Here is a 20,840-nt window from a genome sequence, read left to right as displayed (position 1 = left end):
ATGACGTTCACCCTCTATCCGGACACCCGGCTGACCCTCGCCCGGGACAGCCTCGCCGGCCTGTCGGTCGGCGACGCCCTCGGCGCCCAGTTCTTCGTCCCCGGCCGGCACCCCGCCGACCTGGCCGCCGAACGGCTTCCCCCACCGCCGTGGCAGTGGACCGACGACACCGAGATGGCCTGCTCGGTGCTGGCGCAGCTGGCCGAGGCGGGCCGGATCGACCGGGACCGGCTCGCGCTGGACTTCGCCGAGCGCTGCGAGCCCTACCGTGGCTACGGGCCCGGCGCGGTGCGCATCCTGCACCTGATCCGTACCGGCACCCCGTGGCCGGTCGCGGCGGCAGCCGCCTTCGACGGGCAGGGCTCCTGCGGCAACGGGGCCGCGATGCGGGTCGCGCCGCTGGGGGCGTACTTCGCCGACTCGACCGGCCGGGCGGCCGCGCAGGCCCGCGCCAGCGCGGAGGTCACCCATGCCCACCCGGAGGGGATCGCCGGTGCGGTGGCGGTGGCGGTCGCCGCGGCCCGCGCCGCCCGGGCCCGCCTCGACGGCGACCGGCCGGAACCGGGCCGGCTGCTCGCCGGCGTGGCCGCCGCGCTGGACCCGGCCACCGAGGTGCACCGGGGCGTACGCCGGGTCGCCGGGCTGCTCGGTCGCCCGCTGCCCGAGGTGGTGGACGCGGTCGGCAACGGCTCCCGGGTCACCGCGCAGGACACCGTCGCCTTCACCTGCTGGGTCGCCGCCACGCACCTGGACGACTACCCGGCGGCCGTGCGGGCCTGCGTGGCGGCGGGCGGGGACGTGGACACCACCGCCGCGATCGCCGGTGGCATCGTCGCCGCGTACACCGGGGTCGGCACCGACGGCGGCGTGCCCGCCGACTGGCTGGCCGCCCGGGAGCCGCTACCCGACTGGGTCGGCTGACCGAGCCGCTACCCGACTGGGTCGGCTGACGACCCCGGCGGGCACCCGCCGCTCACCGCCGTGCGCCCGCCTCGGCGGCCTCGCTGCCCGCCCGGCCGGTGGTGTCGGCGTCATCGCCGGTCGGCTCCCCGTCGAGCACCGAGCGGTCGATCTCCTCGGCCGAGTTCCGGCGCCAGCGGCTGATCAGCCAGCCCACCACGGCACCGCCGCCGAGGCCGGCGACCAGGCCGGCGGCGAGCAGGCTGTTGGCGTTCGGGCCACCGTCGCCGGTGGCCTCGGCGGGCGGGTCGCCGGCCGACGGCTGCCCGTCCGGCGCACCGCCGTGCGCGCCGTGCCCACCCGGCGCGGCCGGATCCGCCGGCAGCAGCGCCAACGCGGGCAGCGGTCGCTGGCCGGGGCCGCCCCACCGCACCACCATGCCGTCGGCGTACGTCTGGAGCAGCTCGAAGGCCAGCCGGTCGGTCTGCGGCAGCGGCCCCATCGACAGCGGCAGCCGGGCCGGTCCGTCGCCGGCATTCGGGGTGCGGGACCAGGTCACCGTGGCGGTCACGATGTCGGTGGCGGGCGCGTGGAGACCGGCCACCGGCGTGTCGAGCTTGCGGGTGGTGATCAGCGGCGCCCAGCCGTCGACCGACAGCGGGTAGACCTCGGCGATCGGGTTGTCGGCCGGCAACCGCACCTCGATCCGTTCGGTACGGATGCCGGGCCGCTCGTCGGGCACCACGAACTCCACCTTCACCGACTCGCCCTGCCGGGCCTGGGTCGGGGTGAAACTCGCGTCCGCCGCCCACGCCGTGCCCGGCCAGAGCAGCACCACGGCCGTGACCAGGGCGGCCACCGGCCCGCCCCGGCGTCGACGGCTCCCGCCGCGCGTCATCGCCATCCTGGGTCCCCATCCGTGTCCGTGGCCGGAACGGGCTCCGGCCACACCTGGTAGTTCGTATCCCGGGCCGAAAAGGTTCAACGGTCGGCCCGATCGCCGGTGGCCCGGTGTCGACGGCGAGGCCACCGGGGCGCCCGATAGCATCAGTGCGCCGACATCGGCACCATCCGTTACGTCTGCTGCGAGGAGTCACCCGTGTCCGCACCCCGTACCCCCGCCGTGGCCGACCCCGTCGTCGTCGCCGGGACGACGGCGGCCGACGCGGTGGCCGCGGCCGGGCTGCCCACCACCGGCCCGAAGGCGATCGTGGTGGTCCGTGACCCGCAGGGCGTGCTGCGCGACCTGGACTGGCGGCCGTCCGAGGAGACCGCCGTCGAGCCGGTGGCGCTCGACGAGCCGGACGGGCTGAACGTGCTGCGCCACTCGACGGCGCACGTGCTCGCCCAGGCCGTGCAGGACGTCTTCCCGGAGGCCCGGCTCGGCATCGGCCCGCCGATCGACAACGGCTTCTACTACGACTTCGCGGTGGACAAGCCGTTCCAGCCCGACGACCTGGCCCGGCTCGAGAAGCGGATGCAGGAGATCATCAAGTCCGGGCAGCGGTTCCGCCGCCGCCGCTTCGACAGCCTGGACGAGGCGCGGACCGAGCTGGCCGCCGAGCCGTTCAAGCTGGAACTCATCGAGGTCAAGGGCGAGGGGCTGGATTCGTCCGAGGTGATGGAGGTGGGCGGCGGCGAGCTGACCATCTACGACAACCTCGCCGCCGACGAGGACAAGGTCTGCTGGTCGGACCTGTGCCGCGGCCCGCACCTGCCGAACACCCGGCTGATCGGCGCGTTCAAGCTGATGCGCTCGGCCGCCGCGTACTGGCGGGGCAGCGAGCGCAACCCGCAGTTGCAGCGGGTGTACGGCACGGCCTGGCCGACCCGGGACGGGCTGAAGGCGTACCTGAAGCTGCTGGAGGAGGCCGCCCGGCGCGACCACCGCAAGCTCGGTGCGGACCTCGACCTGTTCAGCTTCCCCGACGAGATCGGCTCCGGTCTCGCGGTCTTCCACCCCAAGGGCGGCATCATCCGCCGCGAGCTGGAGGACTACTCGCGTCGCCGGCACGAGCAGGCGGGGTACGAGTTCGTCAACAGCCCGCACATCACCAAGGCGCAGCTCTTCGAGACCTCGGGTCACCTGCCCTACTACGCCGACACGATGTTCCCGCCCATGCAGTTGGAGGGGGCGGACTACTACCTCAAGGCGATGAACTGCCCCATGCACAACCTGATCTTCAGGTCGCGTGGGCGGTCCTACCGGGAACTGCCGCTGCGGCTGTTCGAGTTCGGCACCGTCTACCGCTACGAGAAGTCGGGCGTGGTGCACGGCCTGACCCGGGTACGCGGCCTGACCCAGGACGACTCGCACATCTACTGCACCCGGGAGCAGATGCCCGGTGAGCTGACCACGCTGCTGTCGTTCGTGCTGGACCTGCTGCGCGACTACGGCCTGGACGACTTCTACCTGGAGCTGTCGACCCGCGACGACTCGCCGAAGTTCATCGGGTCGGAGGCCGACTGGGCCGAGGCCACCGAGGCGCTGCGTACCGCCGCCGAGACCTCCGGGCTCGACCTGGTGCCCGACCCGGGCGGGGCGGCCTTCTACGGCCCGAAGATCTCGGTGCAGGCTAAGGACGCCATCGGCCGGACCTGGCAGATGTCCACCATCCAGGTCGACTTCAACCAGCCGGAGCGGTTCGGCCTGGAGTACCAGGCGGCCGACGGCACCCGGCAGCGGCCGGTCATGATCCACCGAGCGCTCTTCGGCTCGATCGAGCGGTTCTTCGGCGTGCTCACCGAGCACTACGCGGGGGCGTTCCCGGCCTGGCTGGCCCCGGTGCAGGTGGTCGGCATCCCGATCCGCGAGGACCACACCGACTACCTGCACGGCTTCGTCGCCGCGCTGCGCGCCGAGGGCATCCGCGCCCAGGTCGACGCCGGTGACGAGCGGATGCAGAAGAAGATCCGCACCGCGCAGCAGCAGAAGATCCCCTTCATGGTGATCGCCGGTGACGACGACGTGGCCGCGGGCACGGTCTCGTTCCGCTACCGGGACGGCTCCCAGCGCAACGGCGTGCCGCTCGCCGAGGCGGTCGCCCACGTCCTCGACGTGGTCGGCTCCCGCACCAACACCGGCCCCTCCGCACAGATGTAAGGGCGGGCGGGGGTCGTAGGATCGCCGGTGTGACTGGGGCGGAGCACATCGACAGGGACATGGCCGACGGGCTGGACCGGCTCTGGACGCCCCACCGGATGACGTACATCTCCGGGGAGGACCGGCCGGAGGGCGGCTACGAGAAACCCTCCGGGTGCCCGTTCTGCCTGGCACCGGGCCGGCCGCCGGAGGAGAACCTGGTGGTGGCGCGCGGCGGGCACGTGTTCGTGGTGCTCAACCTGTATCCGTACAACCCGGGGCACCTGCTGGTCTGCCCGTACCGGCACGTCGCCGACTACACCGACCTGGACGGGCCGGAGACGGCCGAGCTGGCGTCGTACACCCAGACCGCGATGCGGGTGATCCGCAAGGTCAGCAACGCGCACGGCTTCAACCTGGGCATGAACCAGGGCGGCGTGGCCGGCGCCGGCATCGCCGCCCACCTGCACCAGCACGTGGTGCCCCGGTGGGGCGGCGACGCCAACTTCATGCCGGTCATCGGGCGTACCAAGGTCCTGCCGCAGTTGCTGGGCGACACCCGCGACCTGCTCGTGCGCGCCTGGCCCTCCTGACCTGCTCGTCCGCGCCTGGCCCTGCTGACCCGCCCCGCCGCCGGCCCTCCTGAGCCGCCCGCCGCCAGTCATCCGCACCGCGCCCCCTTTGCTCTGCTTACCCCCACGCAACGGTTACCGACCGGAGCCGATGCGTATCGGTAAGCAGAGCAAACGGCGCGTGCGGGAAGAGAGATCGAGGCGGTACGCAGGTCGTTCGCAGAAGGGCGCGAAACCGGGCGCAGCCACGGTGATCCGGGCGGCACCGGTGCCCGTACGGATGATCGTGCTGGATGTTTGTCAAAGCCTGTCCGGTAGATGGCACGATGCGCCGGTGGGGGAGTCGACGCGGACACTGGGCCGCAGCGGCATCGAGGTCAGCGCCCTGGGCATGGGCTGCTGGGCGATCGCCGGTCCCTGGGCGGCGGGGCAGGCCCCGCTGGGCTGGGGCGCGGTCGACGACGAGGAGTCGGTCCGGACGATCCGCCGGGCGCTCGAGTGCGGTGTGACGCTCTTCGACACCGCCGACACGTACGGGGCCGGGCACGGTGAACGCATCCTCGGGCGGGCCCTGGCCGGCCGGCGCGACGCGGCGGTCATCGCCACCAAGTGGGGCTACACGTTCGACGAACGGACCCGGCAGGCCATCGGGCCGGACGCCTCACCGGCGTACCTGCGGCGGGCCGTGCGGGACTCGCTGCGTCGCCTCGGCACCGACCGGATCGACCTCTACCAGCTGCACCTGGCCGATCTGCCCGTGCCCCGGGCGCAGGAGCTGATCGGTGCGCTCGAGGACCTGGTCGCCGAGGGCCTGGTCCGGGCGTACGGCTGGAGCACCGACCGGGCCGACCGGGCGGCCGCCTTCGGGCACGACGCCCCGCACGCCGCCGCCGTGCAGCACGGCCTGTCGGTGCTGCGGGACGCACCCGACCTGCTCGCCGTCTGCGAGAAGTACGACCTGGCCAGCGTCAACCGTGGACCGCTCGGCATGGGGCTGCTCACCGGCAAGTACCACCCCGCGTCGACCCTGCCCCGCGACGACGTACGGGGGATGACCTCGGGCTGGCTGGAGTGGTTCCGCGGTGGCCGGCCCGCGCCGGAGTGGCTGCGCCGGGTGCACGCCGTCCGGGCGACGCTGACCGCCGACGGGCGCACCCTGGCGCAGGGCGCGCTCGGTTGGATCTGGGCACGCAGCGGCCGGACGATCCCGATCCCGGGCTGTCGCACCGTTGCCCAGGTGGAGGAGAACGCCGCCGCGCTGGCCCTCGGCCCGCTCGCCCCCGACCACTTCGCCGAGGTGGAGCGGCAGCTCGCGGCGCTGCGCACGGCCGCGCTCCGGGAGGCCGACCGCCCCTACTGGCCGAGCCCCATGCTCCCCACCGCCCGCCCCTGACCGTGCGGGCCCGGCACGCTCAGACGTGCTCCTTGCGGATCTGGTCGGCCAGGTGGGCGGGCATGGGGTCGTAGCGGACGAAGTGGCGGCGGAAGGTGCCGGCGCCCGAGGTCATCGCGCGCAGCTCCACGGCGTAGCGCAGCAGCTCCGTGGCGGGAACCTCGGCGCGTACCAGGGTGCGCCCGTCGGAGTCCGGATCCGGCTCGGTGCCGAGCACCCGGGCGCGCCGGCCAGACAGGTCGCCCATCACGGTGCCCACGTTGCCGTCGGGAACCCGCACGGTGACCTCGTCGACCGGTTCCAGCAGCGCCGGCCCGCCCTGTTCGGCGGCGTCGCGCAGGGCCAGCGCCCCGGCGGTCTGGAACGCCGCGTCGGAGGAGTCCACGCTGTGCGCCTTGCCATCGACCAGGGTCACCCGCAGGTCCACCACCGGGTGGCCGGCGACGATCCCGCGCTCCATCTGGGCGCGGACACCCTTCTCCACGGAGGGGATGTAGTTGTGCGGCACCGCGCCGCCGACCACCCGGTCGACGAACTCGAAACCGGCGCCGCGCGGCAGCGGCTCCACCTCGATGTCGCAGACGGCGTACTGGCCGTGCCCGCCGGACTGCTTGACGTGCCGGCCGTGCCCGCGGGCGGGTGCCGTCAGCGTCTCCCGCAGCGACACCCGCACCGGCTCGGTGTCCAGGTCGACCCCGCCGGCGCGCAGCCGCTCCAGGACCACGTCGGCGTGCGCCTCGCCCATGCACCAGAGCACCAGCTGGTGGGTCTCCGGGTTGCGTTCCAGCCGCATCGTCGGGTCGCCCGCCACCAGCCGGGCCAGGTTGCGGGCCAGCGCGTCCTCGTCCGAGCGGGACTTCGCCACGATCGCCACCGGCAGCAGTGGCTCCGGCATCTCCCAGGGCGCGATCAGCAGCGGGTTCTCCCGGGCGGAGATGGTGTCGCCGGTCTCCGCGCTGCCGGACTTGGTGATCGCGCAGATGTCGCCGGCCACGGCCACGCCGACCTCCCGCAGGGCGGCACCGAGCGGGCTGTAGAGGTGGGCGATCCGCTCGTCGGCGTCGTGGTCGGGGTGGCCGCGTTCGGCCAGGCCGTGCCCGCAGATGTGGACGGTCTGCTCGGGGCGCAGCGTGCCGGAGAAGACCCGGACCACGCAGACCCGCCCGACGTGCCGGTCGATGGTGGTCTTGACCACCTCGGCGACCAGTGGGCCGTCCGGGTCGCAGGTCAGCGGCGGTCGCGGCGAGCCGTCCACCCCGGTCACCACGGGCAGGTCGTGCTCCGGCGGCGACGGGAAGCCGGCGGTGAGCACCTCCAGCAGCGCGTCCAGCCCGACCCCGGTCGCCGCGCAGACCGGCACCACCGGGTAGAAGTGACCCCGGGCCACGGCCTTCTCCAGGTCCTCGACCAGGACCCCGGAGTCGATCTCCTCGCCCGCGAGGTAGTGGTCCATCAGGCTCTCGTCCTCGCTCTCGGCGATGATCCCCTCGATCAGCTCGTTGCGGGACTCGACGATGGCCGGCAGATGTTCCGGGTCGGGCTCGCGGACCTGCGGCGGCAGGCCGTCGGTGTAGTCGAAGATCCGCCGGGTGATCAGCCCGAGCAGGCCGACGGTGGACTCGCCGTCGTCGCCGAGCATCGGCAGGTAGAGCGGGAGCACGTTGTCGCCGAAGACGCGCTGGCAGAGCGCCACCGCCTCGTCGAAGTCGGCGCGCGGATGGTCCAGCCGGGCCACGGCGACCGCCCGGGGCATGTCCACCGCGGCGCACTCCTCCCACAGCGCGGCGGTGGCGGCGTCCATCCCGTCGACCGCCGAGACCACGAAGAGCGCGGCGTCCGCGGCGCGCAGGCCGGCGCGCAGCTCACCGACGAAGTCGGCGTAGCCGGGCGTGTCGAGCAGGTTGACCTTGATCCCGTCGTGCAGCAGCGGCGCACAGGCCAGGGCCACCGAACGCTGCTGGCGTACGGCCGCGGGGTCGTGGTCGCAGACGGTGGTGCCGTCGGTGACCGAGCCGGCGCGCCCGATCGTGCCGCTCGCCGCGAGCAACGCCTCGACCAGGGTCGTCTTGCCCGCTCCGGAATGCCCGACGAGCACCACGTTGCGGATCCTGGCGGGATCGGTCACCGACGGTACGCCGCCGGTGGCCCCCTTGTCCTGACTCCTCTGCGCCATCGGGCGCACCTCCCTCAGCCGGTGGTGGTGGTGGCGACCGCCGCGTGCGACGGGGATGCGGCCCGGGCGGGTGCTGCGGCGATATCCTCCGGTGGTTCGCTGGGAACCGGGCGGTCAACAGGCGGTGGGGTGAGCCGGGTCACCCTCCTGGCTCGATCTCACACCCGTTGGCGGGTCGGCACAACCCACCCGGGCGGTCGGCGCGACCCACCCTGGTCAGGCGGCGGTATCGCGGTCGACGGCCGACGGTTATCGTGGGACCGCCATGGCGAAGATCTTCCAAGTGTCGGTCCGCGCGGGGATGACCCGCGTCGTGGAGCCGATCGCCCGTAGCCTGCTGCGCGCAGGCGTGTCCCCCAACACGGTCACCGTCGCGGGCACCCTCGGGGTGCTCGTCGGTGCGCTCGGCTTCGGCGCCCGCGGCCATCTGGTCGCCGGTGCGCTGATCGTGACGGTCTTCGCGCTGACCGACCTGCTCGACGGGACGATGGCCCGGATGAGTGGCGGGTCGACCCGGTTCGGAGCGTTCCTCGATTCGAGCATGGACCGGGTCGCCGACAGCGCCGTGTTCGGCGCGGTCGCCTTCTACCTGGCCACCGAGGGAGATCGCGCGGGCGTGGCCGCCGCGCTGATCTGCCTGGCCGCGGGTGGGCTCGTGTCGTACGTCAAGGCCCGCGCCGAGGGGCTCGGGATGGACGGCAACGTCGGCATCGCCGAGCGTACCGAGCGACTGCTGATCGTCGGCGTCGGCGGCCTGCTCACCGGCCTGGGCCTCGAACCGGCGCTGCCGATCGCGCTCTGGCTGCTGGCGGCGGTGTCGCTGTTCACCGTGGGACAGCGGATCCGGCACGTCTACCGGCAGGCCCAGCGGGTCGGTGCGCCCGGCGGCCCCGGGTGAGCGGCACACCGCGGTGAACCTCACCGAACTCGGCTTCGTCGCCGGCTGGCGGCTGGTCCGCGTGCTGCCCGGGCCGGTCGCGGCCGCGGCGTTCACCGCCGTGGCGGACCGTGCCCACCGTCGCCGGGGCGCCGGTGCCAGCCGGCTGCGCGCCAACCTGCGCCGGGTGGTCGGCCCCGATCTGCCCGAGGCCGAGCTGGACGCGCTGGTCCGCCGGGGCCTGCGCTCGTACGCCCGCTACTGGATGGAGGCGTTCCGGCTGCCGTCGCGCAGCCGCGAGCAGATCCTCGCCGGGTTCCGGCTGGGCGGCGCCGAGCTGCTCGCCGCCGACGTGGCGGCCGGGCGGGGCGCGGTGGTGGCGCTGCCGCACGCCGGGAACTGGGACGCGGCGGGTGCCTGGGTGGCGGCCAACGGCTGGCCGCTGTCCACGGTCGCCGAGCGGCTCAAGCCGGAGGGGGTCTACAAGCGGTTCATGGCGTTCCGGCAGGGCCTGGGGATGGAGATCCTGCCCACCAACGGTGGCGCGCGCCCGCCGATCGACGTGTTGACCGACCGCCTGGCCGCCGGGGCGGTGGTGCCGCTGCTCGCCGACCGGGACCTCTCCGCCCGGGGGGTGGAGGTCGAGTTCTTCGGCGGCCGGACCCGGATGCCGGCCGGTCCGGCGCTGCTCGCGCTGCGCACCGGCGCGCCGCTGTACGTGGCGTCGATGTGGTACGAACCGGACGTCGCGTGCGCCGCGCTGGACGGCCCGCTGCCGGTGCCCGGGCCCGAGGAGGGCACGCTGGACGCGCGGGTCCGATCGCTGACCCAGCTGATCGCCGACCGTCTCGCGGCGGGCATCGCCCGGCATCCGCAAGACTGGCACATGCTGCAGCGGATGTGGCTGGACTGAGGGGACGGGCGCAATGCGGATCGGCATCGTCTGCCCGTACTCCTTCGACGTACCCGGCGGGGTGCAGAACCACGTCCTGGACCTCGCGGAGGCGCTGATCGGGCTCGGGCACGAGGTGAGCGTCCTCGCCCCGGCGGACGAGGACTCGCCGCTGCCGCCGTACGTGGTGCCGGCCGGCCGGTCGGTGCCCCTGCCGTACAACGGCTCGGTGGCCCGGGTGGCGTTCGGGCCGGTCTCCACCGCCCGGGTGCGCCGGTGGATCACCCGGGGCGACTTCGACGTGCTGCACGTGCACGAGCCGCTCGCGCTGAGCCTGTCGATGGTCGCGGTGCTCTCCGCCCGGGGGCCGGTGGTGGCCACGTTCCACACCGCGATGACCCGCTCCCGGATGCTCGCGGCCGCCCAGGGCGCGCTCCAGATCGTGCTGGAGCGGATCACCGCGCGGATCGCGGTGAGCGCCCTGGCCCGCAAGGTGCAGGTCGAGCACCTGGACGGCGGCGCGGTGGAGATCCCCAACGGGGTAGCGGTGGCCAAGTTCGCGGCGGTCGAGCCGCTGCCCGGCTGGCCGGGGGAGTGCGCGCCGGGTCGCGGCGGCACGCTCGGCTTCCTGGGCCGGTTCACCGAACCTCGCAAGGGGTTCCCGATCCTGCGGGACGCCTTCGTCGAGCTGGCCCGGCAGCGGCCCGGCCTGCGCCTGCTGGTCGCCGGCCCCGGCGACGCCGACGATCTGTTCGACCGGTTCCCGCCCGATCTCCGGGACCGGGTCACCTTCCTCGGCCTGGTGTCGGAGGAGGACAAGGCGCGCATGCTGCGCAGCGTGCACCTCTACGTGGCGCCGAACACGGGGGGTGAGTCGTTCGGCATGATCCTCACCGAGGCGCTCGCCGCCGGCACCACGGTCGTCGCCAGTGACCTCGACGCCTTCCGCCGGGTGCTCGACGGCGGCCGGGCCGGGCGGCTCTTCCCCACCGGTGACGCGGCGGCGCTGCGTGAGACGCTGACGGGGCTCCTGGACGACCCGGCCCAGCGGGCGGAGCTGACCGCCTGTGGTGACCAGGTGGTGGCGAGTTTCGACTGGCCCGTGGTTGCCCGCCGGGTTCTGGAGGTATACGCAGCGGCGATAGAGGCGACCGACGGGCGGGTGATCGACCAGGAGTGGGCGGGGCCGGACTGACCGGGAGGAACGGGAGCAGCACTACGATGCCGGGCATGTGGTGGGTGGTGGGCGCGACGGTGGTCGTCGCCCTGGTCGTGCCGTACCTCATCTGGACCGCCGGCCGGGTCGAGCGGCTGCAGGCCCGCGCGCAGCTCGCGGCCCGCGCCCTGGACGCCCACCTGCTGCGCCGGGCCGCCGCCGCGGCGGTGCTGGCCGAGCGCCGCTACGGCGTCGAGCTGTACGCGGCGGCGCGCATCGCGCTCGACGCCCGGCCGGACGAGCGGGAGGCGGCCGAGAACGACCTGACCCGGCAGCTGCGGGCGGTTCAGCTCGATCCCACCGACCCGGACTGCGAGGCGGTCATCGCCGCCAGCCGGCGGCTCGCCCTGGCCCGGCAGGTGCACACCGACCTGGTCCGGGACGCCCGCACGGCGCGCGGCCGTCCGCTGGTACGCCTGTTGCGGATGGGGCGCCGGCACAGCTGGCCGCGGTACTTCGACATCGACGACCCGACTCTCACCGTCCCCGCCGCCGACGTGTCCACCCGCTGACCGGCACCGACCGGCCCCGCCGCCCGGGAACAGCTGCCCGAGCGGCAGCCACCCGGGGGACAGCCGCCCGAGCGGCAGCCGTCCGGGCGGCAGCGTGAGTGACGGCGGCCACAGAGCAGGCCACCACGGGTCTGATTGGCCGTCGGAGCGGCGTTGCCTCGGGCGTAGCATCTCCGCTGCCACCTCCCGAGGACGCCTGAGGAGCGATGATCCGTGCCCGAGACGACTTCCCCGAACGCCAGCACCCCCGTGGTCGGCACCGCGCGCGTGAAGCGCGGCATGGCCGAGATGCTCAAGGGCGGTGTGATCATGGACGTGGTCACCGCCGAGCAAGCCAAGATCGCTGAAGATGCCGGCGCGGTCGCGGTGATGGCGCTGGAGCGGGTGCCCGCGGACATCCGCGCCCAGGGCGGAGTGTCCCGGATGAGCGATCCCGACATGATCGACGGCATCATCAACGCCGTCTCCATCCCGGTGATGGCCAAGGCCCGCATCGGCCACTTCGTCGAGGCGCAGATCCTGCAGTCCCTCGGCGTCGACTACGTCGACGAGTCCGAGGTGCTCACCCCCGCCGACTACGCCAACCACATCGACAAGTGGGCCTTCACCGTGCCGTTCGTCTGCGGCGCGACGAACCTGGGCGAGGCGCTGCGCCGGATCACCGAGGGCGCGGCCATGATCCGTTCCAAGGGCGAGGCCGGCACCGGTGACGTCTCCAACGCCACCACCCACATGCGGAAGATCCGCCAGGAGATCCGCCGCCTCCAGACGCTGCCGACCGACGAGCTGTTCGTCGCGGCGAAGGAGTTGCAGGCCCCGTACGAGCTGGTCAAGGAGGTCGCCGAGACCGGCAAGCTGCCGGTGGTGCTCTTCACCGCCGGTGGCATCGCCACCCCGGCCGACGCGGCGATGATGATGCAACTCGGCGCCGAGGGTGTCTTCGTCGGCTCCGGCATCTTCAAGTCCGGCAACCCGGCCCAGCGGGCCGCCGCGATCGTCAAGGCGACCACCTTCCACGACGACCCGGACGTGCTGGCCAAGGTCTCCCGGGGCCTCGGCGAGGCGATGGTCGGCATCAACGTCGACGACATCCCGCAGCCGCACCGCCTGGCCGAGCGCGGGTGGTGACGGCACCGGTCATCGGCGTGCTCGCCCTGCAGGGCGACGTCCGCGAGCACGCCGAGGCCCTGACCGGGGCCGGCGCGCAGGCCCGACCGGTACGCCGGGCGGCCGAGCTGGACGCGGTCGACGGCCTGGTGATCCCGGGCGGGGAGTCCACCACCATGAGCAAGCTGGTGGACATCTTCGAGCTGCGCGAGCCGATCGACAAGCGGATCGCCGAGGGCATGCCGGTCTACGGCTCGTGCGCCGGAATGATCATGCTGGCCACCGACGTCCTCGACGGCCGGCCGGACCAGCGCGGCTTCGACGGCATCGAGATGACCGTGCGCCGCAACGCCTTCGGCCGGCAGGTCGACTCGTTCGAGGCGCCGGTGGAGATCGCCGGCCTGGACGGTGGACCGCTGCACGCGGTCTTCATCCGCGCACCCTGGGTCGAACGGGTCGGCGACGGCGTCGAGGTACTGGGCACGGTGACCGACGGTCCGGCCGCCGGCCGGATCGTCGCGGTGCGCCAGGGCAACCTGCTGGCCACCGCCTTCCACCCGGAACTCACCGGCGACCGCCGACTGCACGCCTACTTCGTCGACCTGGTCCGCGCCGCAACCTGATCAGCCGGCCACCGAGCGCAGGCCGCCCGGCCGCCGGCCCAGCAGCCGGTCCAGCGCCTCCGTGCTGGCGGCGTCGGCGGGCAGTTGCACCACCAGCCGCTGCTGGTCGTCGGCGAACGCCAGCGTCTCGTACGCCAACCGCAACGGCCCGACCTCCGGATGCCGCAACCAGCGGACGACGGTGGTCGGCACCGCGACCGGCCGGCGCTGCCACCGGGAGGTGAACGGCGCACCGACCGTGCGGCCGAGCCGCTCGGCGAACTCGTCGGTGGCCGGATCGCCCCGGCGCAGTCCGTGCAGCTCGGCGACCTGCTGGTCGGCCAGCTCCGCCCAGTCGGGGAAGTGCTCGCGGGCACGTTCGTCGGCGAAGACGAACCAGACCAGGTTGGGCCGGTCGCGGTCGAGCAGCCCCAGCGGGCGGGCCAGCCGGTCGAACGGATCGTTCCAGGCCAGCACGTCGCCGAGCCGGTTGAGCAGGTACGCCGGCCGGTCCCGCAGCGCCTCCAGCACCGCCTGGACCTCCGGGCGGACGGTACGCGAGACCGACGGCCGGCATCCGGTGCACAGTTGCCGGCCGTGGTTGACCGCCACGAGTTGCTGGAGGTGTTGCCGGTCGGCCTCGTCGAGCCGCAGGGCGTTCGCCAGCGCGGCGAGGATCTCCGGCGAGGGGCGGGTGTCCCTGCCCTGTTCGAGGCGGGTCAGGTACTCCACGCTGACCTGGGCCAACGTCGCCAGTTCCGCCCGCCGTAGCCCCGGGGTGCGTCGCCGGGTGCCCTCCGGCAGCCCGACCTGCTCGGGCCGCAGCGCCTCCCGGCGGCTGCGCAGGAAGGCGCCCAGCTCTCCGTCCATCACGGATCCAGTGTGCCGGTGCCACCTCCGGTGAGGGTGTCCCCGTCGGGGCTACCCGCGCGCCGGTCTCCCGGTGGTGCCGACCCATGGATGGGATGGGGCCATGGACAGTGCGCAGCAGAAGAGACCGGTCGTGGTGGGTTTGGTCGTGGGCAGTAGTCGTCCGGGCCGGCGGGGACCGGCGGTGGCGGGATGGGTGGCCGAGGTGGCGGCGGGCCACCCGGCGCTGCGGGCCGGGGAGGTGAGCATCGAGCTGATCGACGTCGCGGAGCAGGAGCTGCCGCTGCTGGACGAACCGGTGCCGGCGAGGTTCGGCGACTACCGGTACGAGCACACCCGCCGCTGGGCGGCGGTGGTGTCGGCGTACGACGCGTTCGTCTTCGTCACGCCGGAGTACAACGCGTCGATCCCGGCGGTGCTCAAGAACGCCGTCGACTACCTGGACGCCGAGTGGCGCGGCAAGCCGGCCGGCGTGCTCAGCTACGGCGTGCACGGCGGCGGTCGGGGCGCCACGCAGTTGCGGGAGATCCTTACCGAGGTGGGCGCGGCGGTCGTGCCGAGCCAGGTCGAGTTGGCGCTCTTCACCGACTTCGACTGGTCCGGCGTTGATCCGTCCGACCCGACCGCCGCCGGGCGGATCGCGCCCGCCGACGAGCGCGTCACCGCCGTGACCGCCATGATCACTGATCTGTTGGCCGCCAGCCGGGAAACGGTCGGCCTGGCGGGGGTCGCCCCACAACCCGACGCGACGGCGGCGGGGTAGGCGATGGGGGAGGACCGCTGCGAGCAGCGGGAGACCGCCGAGTTCAGCGTGCTGGGCTCGTACGGCATGGGGGAGTAGCCTTTGTCCGTTCTGCGGTGATCGGGGGAGATCGGGCAGGCCGCCGGCGTGCGGCGGGTGACGGCCACCCGTCGTACGCCGGTAGGATTGTCGAGATTCGGCAGGGCCATCTGGCCGCCACGGCTTCCACCAAGAGCTGACCGGCACCACCGCGTGCGCCGGTGCGGAGCGGGGCGTGCGCGGTGCGGTCGATGCAGGCGGCGGGTAGCAACGGAGGTAACAGATGTCCGGCCACTCAAAGTGGGCGACGACCAAGCACAAGAAGGCGGTCATCGACGCCAAGCGCGGCAAGATGTTCGCCAAGCTGATCAAGAACGTGGAGGTCGCGGCGCGTACCGGCGGGGGCGACCCGGCGGGCAATCCGACCCTCTACGACGCCATCCAGAAGGCCAAGAAGAACTCGGTCCCCAACGACAACATCGACCGGGCGGTCAAGCGCGGCTCCGGCCTGGAGGCCGGCGGCGCCGACTACCAGACGATCATGTATGAGGGGTACGGCCCGAACGGCGTCGCGCTGCTGATCGAGTGCCTGACCGACAACCGCAACCGGGCCGCCACCGAGGTGCGCACCGCGCTGACCCGCAACGGCGGCTCGTTCGCCGATGCCGGCTCGGTGTCGTACATGTTCTCCCGCAAGGGCGTGGTGATCGTCCCCAAGGCCGGCACGACCGAGGACGACGTCATGCTGGCGGTCCTCGACGCGGGCGCCGAGGAGGTCAACGACCTGGACGAGGCGTTCGAGGTGGTCTCCGAGCCGGGCGACCTGGTCGCCGTGCGGACCGCCTTGCAGGATGCCGGCATCGAGTACGAGTCGGCCGAGTCCTCGCTCATCCCCAGCGTCAGCGTGCCGCTGGACGAGGAGGGCGCGCGCAAGATCTTCAAGCTGATCGACGTCCTGGAGGACAGCGACGACGTGCAGAACGTCTACGCGAACTTCGACGTCTCCGACGAGATCATGGCAGCCGTCGGCTGACCCGGCATCGGCCAGCACCTGCCCGGACGGCCCGTCGCCGCTGCGTGGGTGACGGGCCGTCCGGTGTCGAGGTCAGGCTACGGCCGAAGCTGGATCAGCGTCGGTAGTGACTCCTGGGCGGTCCAGCGGCTCGTGTTCCGGGTGGCGTTCTTGTTGATCTGGTCTCGGTTGATGGTCTTCGTCGGCCGGCCGAGGTAGTAGATCTCCGTGCCGCTCGCGGAGTCCCCGTTGTACGCCACGCAGGTGTGGGTGATCTCGACGGTCACCAGCCGGCCCATCGAGTCGTACTCCCTGATGGTGTCGTCCCGGCAGGCGGGGGCGAGCTTGGTGACGAGGTTCTCGTAGCCGCGGATGAGGCCGTTGAGCAGGTCGGTGGTGGTGAGGCCGTACTTGGCGAAGGCAACCATGGCGATGGAGTAGATGACCCCCATCAGTTTGCCGATGTTGTCGGCGGCGCGGGGATCCTGGACGGCGTTCAGGTAGGCGTTGGAGAGCGCGGCGCAGTCGACGGCGCCGTTGACGAAGGGACCGAGCAGGCTCCCCGGCATGCTGTCGATCTGCGCGATCTTGGTGACGGCGGCCTCGGTGCAGGCCTCGACGTCGGCGGCGGCGATGGCGTCGATGTGGTTGAGGATCTCCTGCTTGGAACTCTCGACGGCGGCGATGATCTCCTGCTTGGCCCGTTCCAGGTCGCTGCCGCCGCCGCTGCCACCGTAGAGGTACGAGACCACGGCGACGGCGATCTGGGGCCACGGGATCGCGGCGCGGGCGGGTTGGGCGGTGCCGGAGACGGCGAGCACCATCGCGGTGGTCGCGGAAACGATGCCGGTGACGATTCTGCGTTTCATGTACGGGCTCTCATCTCATCTCTCGGGGGGATGTCTGCCTGGTCGGTCACGGTCAGGGGAGGCCGACGCCCCTGTCGATCAGCACCTGTAGGGCCCGCTTCGCGAGCCGCTGTGCGGTGTCGTACATGAGGACGTCCGCCACGAGTTGCCTGTTGAAGGGCCCGGGGAGCGGTGGATCGTCGTCGATCCGGAAGGTGTCGGTGCCCTCCCAGTACGTCCCGCGGACCGTCTTTCCGCCGTAGGAGCAGGTGTACGTGTAGAGACCGGCGTTCGGGACGCCGCCGTCCACGCAGTCCGGCGTCATCGCCTGGATGAGGTATTCCAGGCCCTGGCGGAAGTACGGGCGTTGGGTCGCCGCGAGATTCGTGCCATCGTCGGCGTCGACCATGAGGTACGCGGTCTCCAGCATGGTGAACAGGGTGATCATCGCTCGACCCACGGCATCGAGCGCGTCGTCGTCGTCGCGGACCGTCTGTAGGTGCACCTTTGCCGCGTAGGCCGCGTCGTGGGTGCTGTTCAGGGCGGGGCCGGCGGCCCACGGCACCTGCAACAGTTCGACCTTTGTCACGGCCGCCTCGGTCTTGGCCTGGATCTCGTGGGTGAGCTGCGAGTTGAGGCGGGCGAGCAGGTCGACCCTGGTGCCGTTGACGGCGCCGATCACCTGCTGAATCAGCTGGTTGATCTCCTGCGGGGTGTAGACACCGTCCCGCCCCATCTCGGCCGCGGCGAGAAGAATGTCGATGAGCTTCCCGTAGTCGACGCCCTCGGCGACCTGTGCCCTGGCCGACGCAGCCCCCGCCTCAGCCCCCGACGCAGCCGCCGACGCAGCCCCTGATGCCGCCGCCGACGCCGCCGGGGGCGCCGGCAGGGCCAGCCCCACACCCAGCGCTACGGCGATGACCCCACGGAGAAGTAGTTTCCCTGTCCGCACTCCGATCCTCCTCACCTTCCGTCCATCGATGCCGGCCGGCCAACGGCGGTCAGCGTTCCATTCCGGAGAAGGCGTGCGGTATCCGTGAAACTACGCAACCGTGGATTGCGTGAGGTGGGGTCCGGTGTGGCCGGAGACCGGTCACCGCGCGGTGCCATGACGTAGCGCGGCGTCTAGGATCGGTTCCAGGCAACGAGTCTGGGGAGGCGCCGTGGCCGCACGTCCGTTGGGCGTGGGCGCGTCGGCGTCCCTCGTCGGCCGTACCAGCCAGCTGGCGGCGCTCGACTCGGCCGTGTCGGCGGTGGCCGGCGGCGAGTTCGTGGCGGTCAACCTGTGCGGCGAGGCGGGCATCGGGAAGACCAGCATGCTGCGGGCGCTGGCGGACCGGGCGGCAGCCGCCGGGCTGCTGGTCTGCGCGGGCCGGGCCGCCGAGTTCGAGCGGGACGTGCCCTTCGCGATGTACGCCGACGCGCTGGAGCCACTCGTCTCGGCCGGCGGCACGGCGGAGCACGGCGAGGTGGTGTCGCGTGCTCTCCACGGCCAACCGATAGCCCACGGTTCGGCCTCGTCTGTGGACCGGGCCCGGATCTACGCGGCGGTACGGCGGCTCGTCGACGGTGCCCGGGCACCCGGCGTCGCACTGCTCCTCGACGACCTGCACTGGGCGGACGAACCGTCGCTGGAGCTGACCGAGTACCTCATCCGCAAGCCACCGCGCCGCCCGGCGCTGATCGCGGTCGCCTTCCGCAGCGAGCAGCCCCCGGCCGGGGTCGCCGACGCGATCGTGCACCTCGGCCCGGCCGCCATCCACATCGACCTGCCCCGCCTCGGGCCCGCCGACATCGACGCGCTGCTTCCGGGGGTGCCGCGCCGCCGTCGGATGCTTCTCTCGCGGGCCAGTGGCGGTAACCCGCTCTACATCCAGGAGCTGTCCCGCTGCCGCGACGACACGCTCGCGGCGCTGGTGGACAACGACGACGTGGACGTCTCGGAGCGTCACGTCCTCACCGCGCTCGCCGGCGACATCGCCGATCTGGACGGGCCGGTTCGCCGCGTCGCGTACGCGGCGGCCATCGCCGGCGACCACGCCTCCATCGGCCTGGTGGCGCAGGTGGCGGAGTTGCCGACCGGCGCGGTGGTGGACGCCGCCGACGAGCTGCACCGGCGCGGGCTGATGGGCGTCGACGCCGCGCAGCTGCGGTTCCGGCATCCGCTGGTGCGCGCCGCCGCCCACGAGCTGGCCGGTCCGGCGTGGCGGGTCACCGCACACGCCCGCGCGGCGGCCCACCTGCGCGCCCATCACGGCCCTCCGCAGGTGGTGGCACACCACACCGAACGGTCCGCCCAACCCGGCGACGAGGCCGCCGCCGAGACCCTGATCGACGCGGGCCTGGCCTTCACCTACCACGCGCCGGCCCAGGCGGCCCGCTGGCTCGGCGCCGCCCTTCGCCTGCTGCCGGAGGGCCATCCGCTCGGTGACCGGCGGCCGACCGTGCTCCTCCAGTACGCCCGCGCCCTGGGGCTGAGCGGCGACCTGGAACGCAGCCGGGAGGTGCTGCGCGAGCTGGCGCACGTCGACGACCGGGTGCGTACCGAGGCGGCGGCGTTCCGCGCGGTCGTGGCCCGCCTGCGTGGCGACATCGACGAGGCGGCCAGCCTGGTCACGGCGCAACTGACCGGCGAGCGGCTGCCCCGGACCTCGGCGGGGAAGCTGCACGTGGAACTCGCCGCGATAGCGGCGCTCGGCGAGGACAGCGACACCACGGTACGGCACGCGGAGCGCGCACTCGCCCTGCTGGAGGCCGACCGTCCAGCGCTCTCCGCCGCGGCACGTGCGCTGCGCGCCTTCGGCGGTCTCTACCGCGGCGACCTCGACGCGGCCCGGCGCGACGGGGCCGTGGCGGCCGAGCTGGTCGACACGGCGACGAACGCGGCGCTGCGCCCGCACGTCGAGCTGTTCGGCCCGCTGGCGTGGGTCCGCATGCACCTGGGCGAGGTCGCCGCCGCCGCCCATCACCTGGACCGGGCGGCGGACGTGGTGGAGAGCGTCCGGGACAGCAGCGCGGTGCCGTACCTGCTGGTCGTGCGCGCCGCGCTCCAGACGCGGCTCGGGCACCTGGAGACGGCCATCCAACTCGCGGACGAGGCGGCGGCGGTTGCCCGGCGCATCGGCAGCGTCGAGATGCGGGCCATGGCGGAGGCGGTCGCGCTGCGTCCGCTGCTGTTGACCGCCGGGCCGTCGGCCGCCCTCGGCGCCACCGACCGGCTCGCTACGAGTGACTGGCCGCGCTCCCGGATGTGGCGGCGGGTCGGCCAGGTCAACCTGGCCATCGCCCATCTGGCCGCCGGGCGGCCGGAGTCGTGCCTGGGGATCGTCGCCGACCCGGGGCCGTGGCCCGCCGGCCCACCGACCGCCGTACCCCGCGACGCGCTGCGCGCGATCGGGCTGGCCAGGTCGGGTGACGCCGGCACCGCCGGCCGGTACGCCAGCCGGGCGGTCGCGCTGGCCGACGCCGCCGGGCTCGCCTACGAACAGGGCTGGGCCGGCTATGCCCAGGCGTACGTGGCCGCCGGTGCGCACCGGTACGACGAGGCCGCGACCCTGGCCGCCGCCGCTGCCACCCGACTCGCCGTCGCCAGGGCGCCCGTCGAGGAAGCGCTCGCGCGGCACCTGGCCGGCAACGCGCATGTCCGGGGCGGTCGCCCCGGGCGGGCCCGGGACGCCTTCCGGCAGGCCCAGGAGGGGTACGAAGCCTGCGGGGCCACCTGGCTGCTGTCGGTGCTCGCCCGGGACCGGGCCGCGACACCGTCGCGCCCCCGGCGGGAACCGCGCCCGGCGGCGACCGGCACCACCACGCTCTCCGCCCGGGAGCGGGAGATCGCCGAGCTGGTACGCGGCGGCCTGACCAACCAGGAGATCGCCGCCCGGCTCTTCCTGAGCCGCCGTACCGTCGAGTCGCACCTGTCCCGGATCTTCGCCAAGCTGGGCGTGCGTTCGCGCACCGAGATGGTCGGCCGGTTCACCGGCACGGCCCCCACCCCGTAGTACCC

18 protein-coding genes are annotated in these 20,840 nt (G+C 73.3%); 13 read left to right on the top strand and 5 right to left on the bottom strand.

Features of this window, described 5'->3' with window-relative positions:
- Window positions 1-921: an ADP-ribosylglycohydrolase family protein gene (locus tag O7615_RS32535; RefSeq protein ID WP_278181620.1), complete on the top strand. Its 921-nt coding sequence runs from the start codon at window positions 1-3 to the stop codon at window positions 919-921.
- 52 nt (window positions 922-973) lie between these two features.
- Here the strand turns inward: O7615_RS32535 and O7615_RS32530 are convergent, their stop codons facing one another.
- Complete coding sequence (locus tag O7615_RS32530) at window positions 974-1,804, bottom strand: DUF1775 domain-containing protein (RefSeq protein ID WP_278181619.1); 831 nt, start codon at window positions 1,802-1,804, stop codon at window positions 974-976.
- Between the two features lie 195 nt (window positions 1,805-1,999).
- Here O7615_RS32530 and thrS point away from each other — a divergent pair, with 195 nt between their 5' ends.
- The 3 genes from thrS (at window position 2,000) to O7615_RS32515 (ending at window position 5,947) form a co-directional block, all read left to right on the top strand.
- Window positions 2,000-4,003: a threonine--tRNA ligase gene (thrS, locus tag O7615_RS32525; protein ID WP_278181618.1), complete on the top strand. Its 2,004-nt coding sequence runs from the start codon at window positions 2,000-2,002 to the stop codon at window positions 4,001-4,003.
- A gap of 59 nt (window positions 4,004-4,062) precedes the next feature.
- On the top strand, window positions 4,063-4,575 hold the full coding sequence (locus O7615_RS32520) for an HIT domain-containing protein (protein ID WP_278182316.1): 513 nt from the start codon (window positions 4,063-4,065) through the stop codon (window positions 4,573-4,575).
- Window positions 4,576-4,888: 313 nt separating this feature from the next.
- Window positions 4,889-5,947 carry an aldo/keto reductase gene (locus O7615_RS32515; protein ID WP_278181617.1) on the top strand — a complete coding sequence of 353 codons (1,059 nt, stop codon included), beginning with the start codon at window positions 4,889-4,891 and terminating at the stop codon, window positions 5,945-5,947.
- A gap of 19 nt (window positions 5,948-5,966) precedes the next feature.
- Here the strand turns inward: O7615_RS32515 and O7615_RS32510 are convergent, their stop codons facing one another.
- Window positions 5,967-8,120: an elongation factor G-like protein EF-G2 gene (locus tag O7615_RS32510; RefSeq protein WP_278181616.1), complete on the bottom strand. Its 2,154-nt coding sequence runs from the start codon at window positions 8,118-8,120 to the stop codon at window positions 5,967-5,969.
- Window positions 8,121-8,385: 265 nt separating this feature from the next.
- On the opposite strand from O7615_RS32510, the gene pgsA reads away from it, so the two are divergent.
- The 6 genes from pgsA to pdxT all read left to right on the top strand — a co-directional run bounded on the left by pgsA (window position 8,386) and on the right by pdxT (window position 13,347).
- Window positions 8,386-9,018 carry a phosphatidylinositol phosphate synthase gene (gene pgsA, locus O7615_RS32505; RefSeq protein ID WP_278181615.1) on the top strand — a complete coding sequence of 211 codons (633 nt, stop codon included), beginning with the start codon at window positions 8,386-8,388 and terminating at the stop codon, window positions 9,016-9,018.
- A 13-nt stretch (window positions 9,019-9,031) separates the two neighbouring features.
- Window positions 9,032-9,910 carry a phosphatidylinositol mannoside acyltransferase gene (locus O7615_RS32500; protein WP_278181614.1) on the top strand — a complete coding sequence of 293 codons (879 nt, stop codon included), beginning with the start codon at window positions 9,032-9,034 and terminating at the stop codon, window positions 9,908-9,910.
- A gap of 13 nt (window positions 9,911-9,923) precedes the next feature.
- A complete protein-coding gene (locus O7615_RS32495; RefSeq protein ID WP_278181613.1) occupies window positions 9,924-11,084 on the top strand; it encodes a glycosyltransferase family 4 protein in 1,161 nt (386 codons plus the stop codon).
- Window positions 11,085-11,119: 35 nt separating this feature from the next.
- Entirely contained in the window at window positions 11,120-11,617 is a 498-nt protein-coding gene (locus tag O7615_RS32490; RefSeq protein ID WP_278181612.1) for a hypothetical protein, read from the top strand.
- Between the two features lie 213 nt (window positions 11,618-11,830).
- Window positions 11,831-12,745: a pyridoxal 5'-phosphate synthase lyase subunit PdxS gene (pdxS, locus tag O7615_RS32485; RefSeq protein WP_278181611.1), complete on the top strand. Its 915-nt coding sequence runs from the start codon at window positions 11,831-11,833 to the stop codon at window positions 12,743-12,745.
- Window positions 12,742-13,347 (top strand): pyridoxal 5'-phosphate synthase glutaminase subunit PdxT, encoded by a 606-nt coding sequence (gene pdxT / locus O7615_RS32480; RefSeq protein ID WP_278182315.1) that lies wholly within the window; start codon window positions 12,742-12,744, stop codon window positions 13,345-13,347. Before pdxS ends, pdxT begins: the two co-directional genes overlap by 4 nt.
- On the opposite strand, the gene O7615_RS32475 is transcribed toward pdxT, so the two are convergent.
- Window positions 13,348-14,196: a helix-turn-helix transcriptional regulator gene (locus O7615_RS32475; protein WP_278182314.1), complete on the bottom strand. Its 849-nt coding sequence runs from the start codon at window positions 14,194-14,196 to the stop codon at window positions 13,348-13,350.
- 103 nt (window positions 14,197-14,299) lie between these two features.
- On the opposite strand from O7615_RS32475, the gene O7615_RS32470 reads away from it, so the two are divergent.
- A complete protein-coding gene (locus O7615_RS32470; protein WP_278181610.1) occupies window positions 14,300-14,959 on the top strand; it encodes an NADPH-dependent FMN reductase in 660 nt (219 codons plus the stop codon).
- Between the two features lie 301 nt (window positions 14,960-15,260).
- Window positions 15,261-16,010, top strand: a complete 750-nt coding sequence (locus O7615_RS32465; RefSeq protein WP_278181609.1) for a YebC/PmpR family DNA-binding transcriptional regulator — start codon at window positions 15,261-15,263, stop codon at window positions 16,008-16,010.
- A gap of 77 nt (window positions 16,011-16,087) precedes the next feature.
- On the opposite strand, the gene O7615_RS32460 is transcribed toward O7615_RS32465, so the two are convergent.
- Window positions 16,088-16,858 (bottom strand): hypothetical protein, encoded by a 771-nt coding sequence (locus O7615_RS32460; protein ID WP_278181608.1) that lies wholly within the window; start codon window positions 16,856-16,858, stop codon window positions 16,088-16,090.
- A 52-nt stretch (window positions 16,859-16,910) separates the two neighbouring features.
- A complete protein-coding gene (locus tag O7615_RS32455; protein ID WP_278181607.1) occupies window positions 16,911-17,789 on the bottom strand; it encodes a hypothetical protein in 879 nt (292 codons plus the stop codon).
- A gap of 211 nt (window positions 17,790-18,000) precedes the next feature.
- Between O7615_RS32455 and O7615_RS32450 the strand changes: the two genes are divergently transcribed.
- Window positions 18,001-20,835, top strand: coding sequence for a LuxR family transcriptional regulator (locus O7615_RS32450; RefSeq protein ID WP_278181606.1), 2,835 nt, complete (start codon window positions 18,001-18,003; stop codon window positions 20,833-20,835).
- Window positions 20,836-20,840: the final 5 nt, after the last annotated feature.

It is taken from the genome of Micromonospora sp. WMMD1082, assembly GCF_029626175.1.
In the GTDB taxonomy this organism is placed as follows: Bacteria; Actinomycetota; Actinomycetes; order Mycobacteriales; family Micromonosporaceae; genus Micromonospora.
Note: the sequence above shows the minus strand (reverse complement) of the source record. Positions and strands in the feature narration are given on the sequence as shown.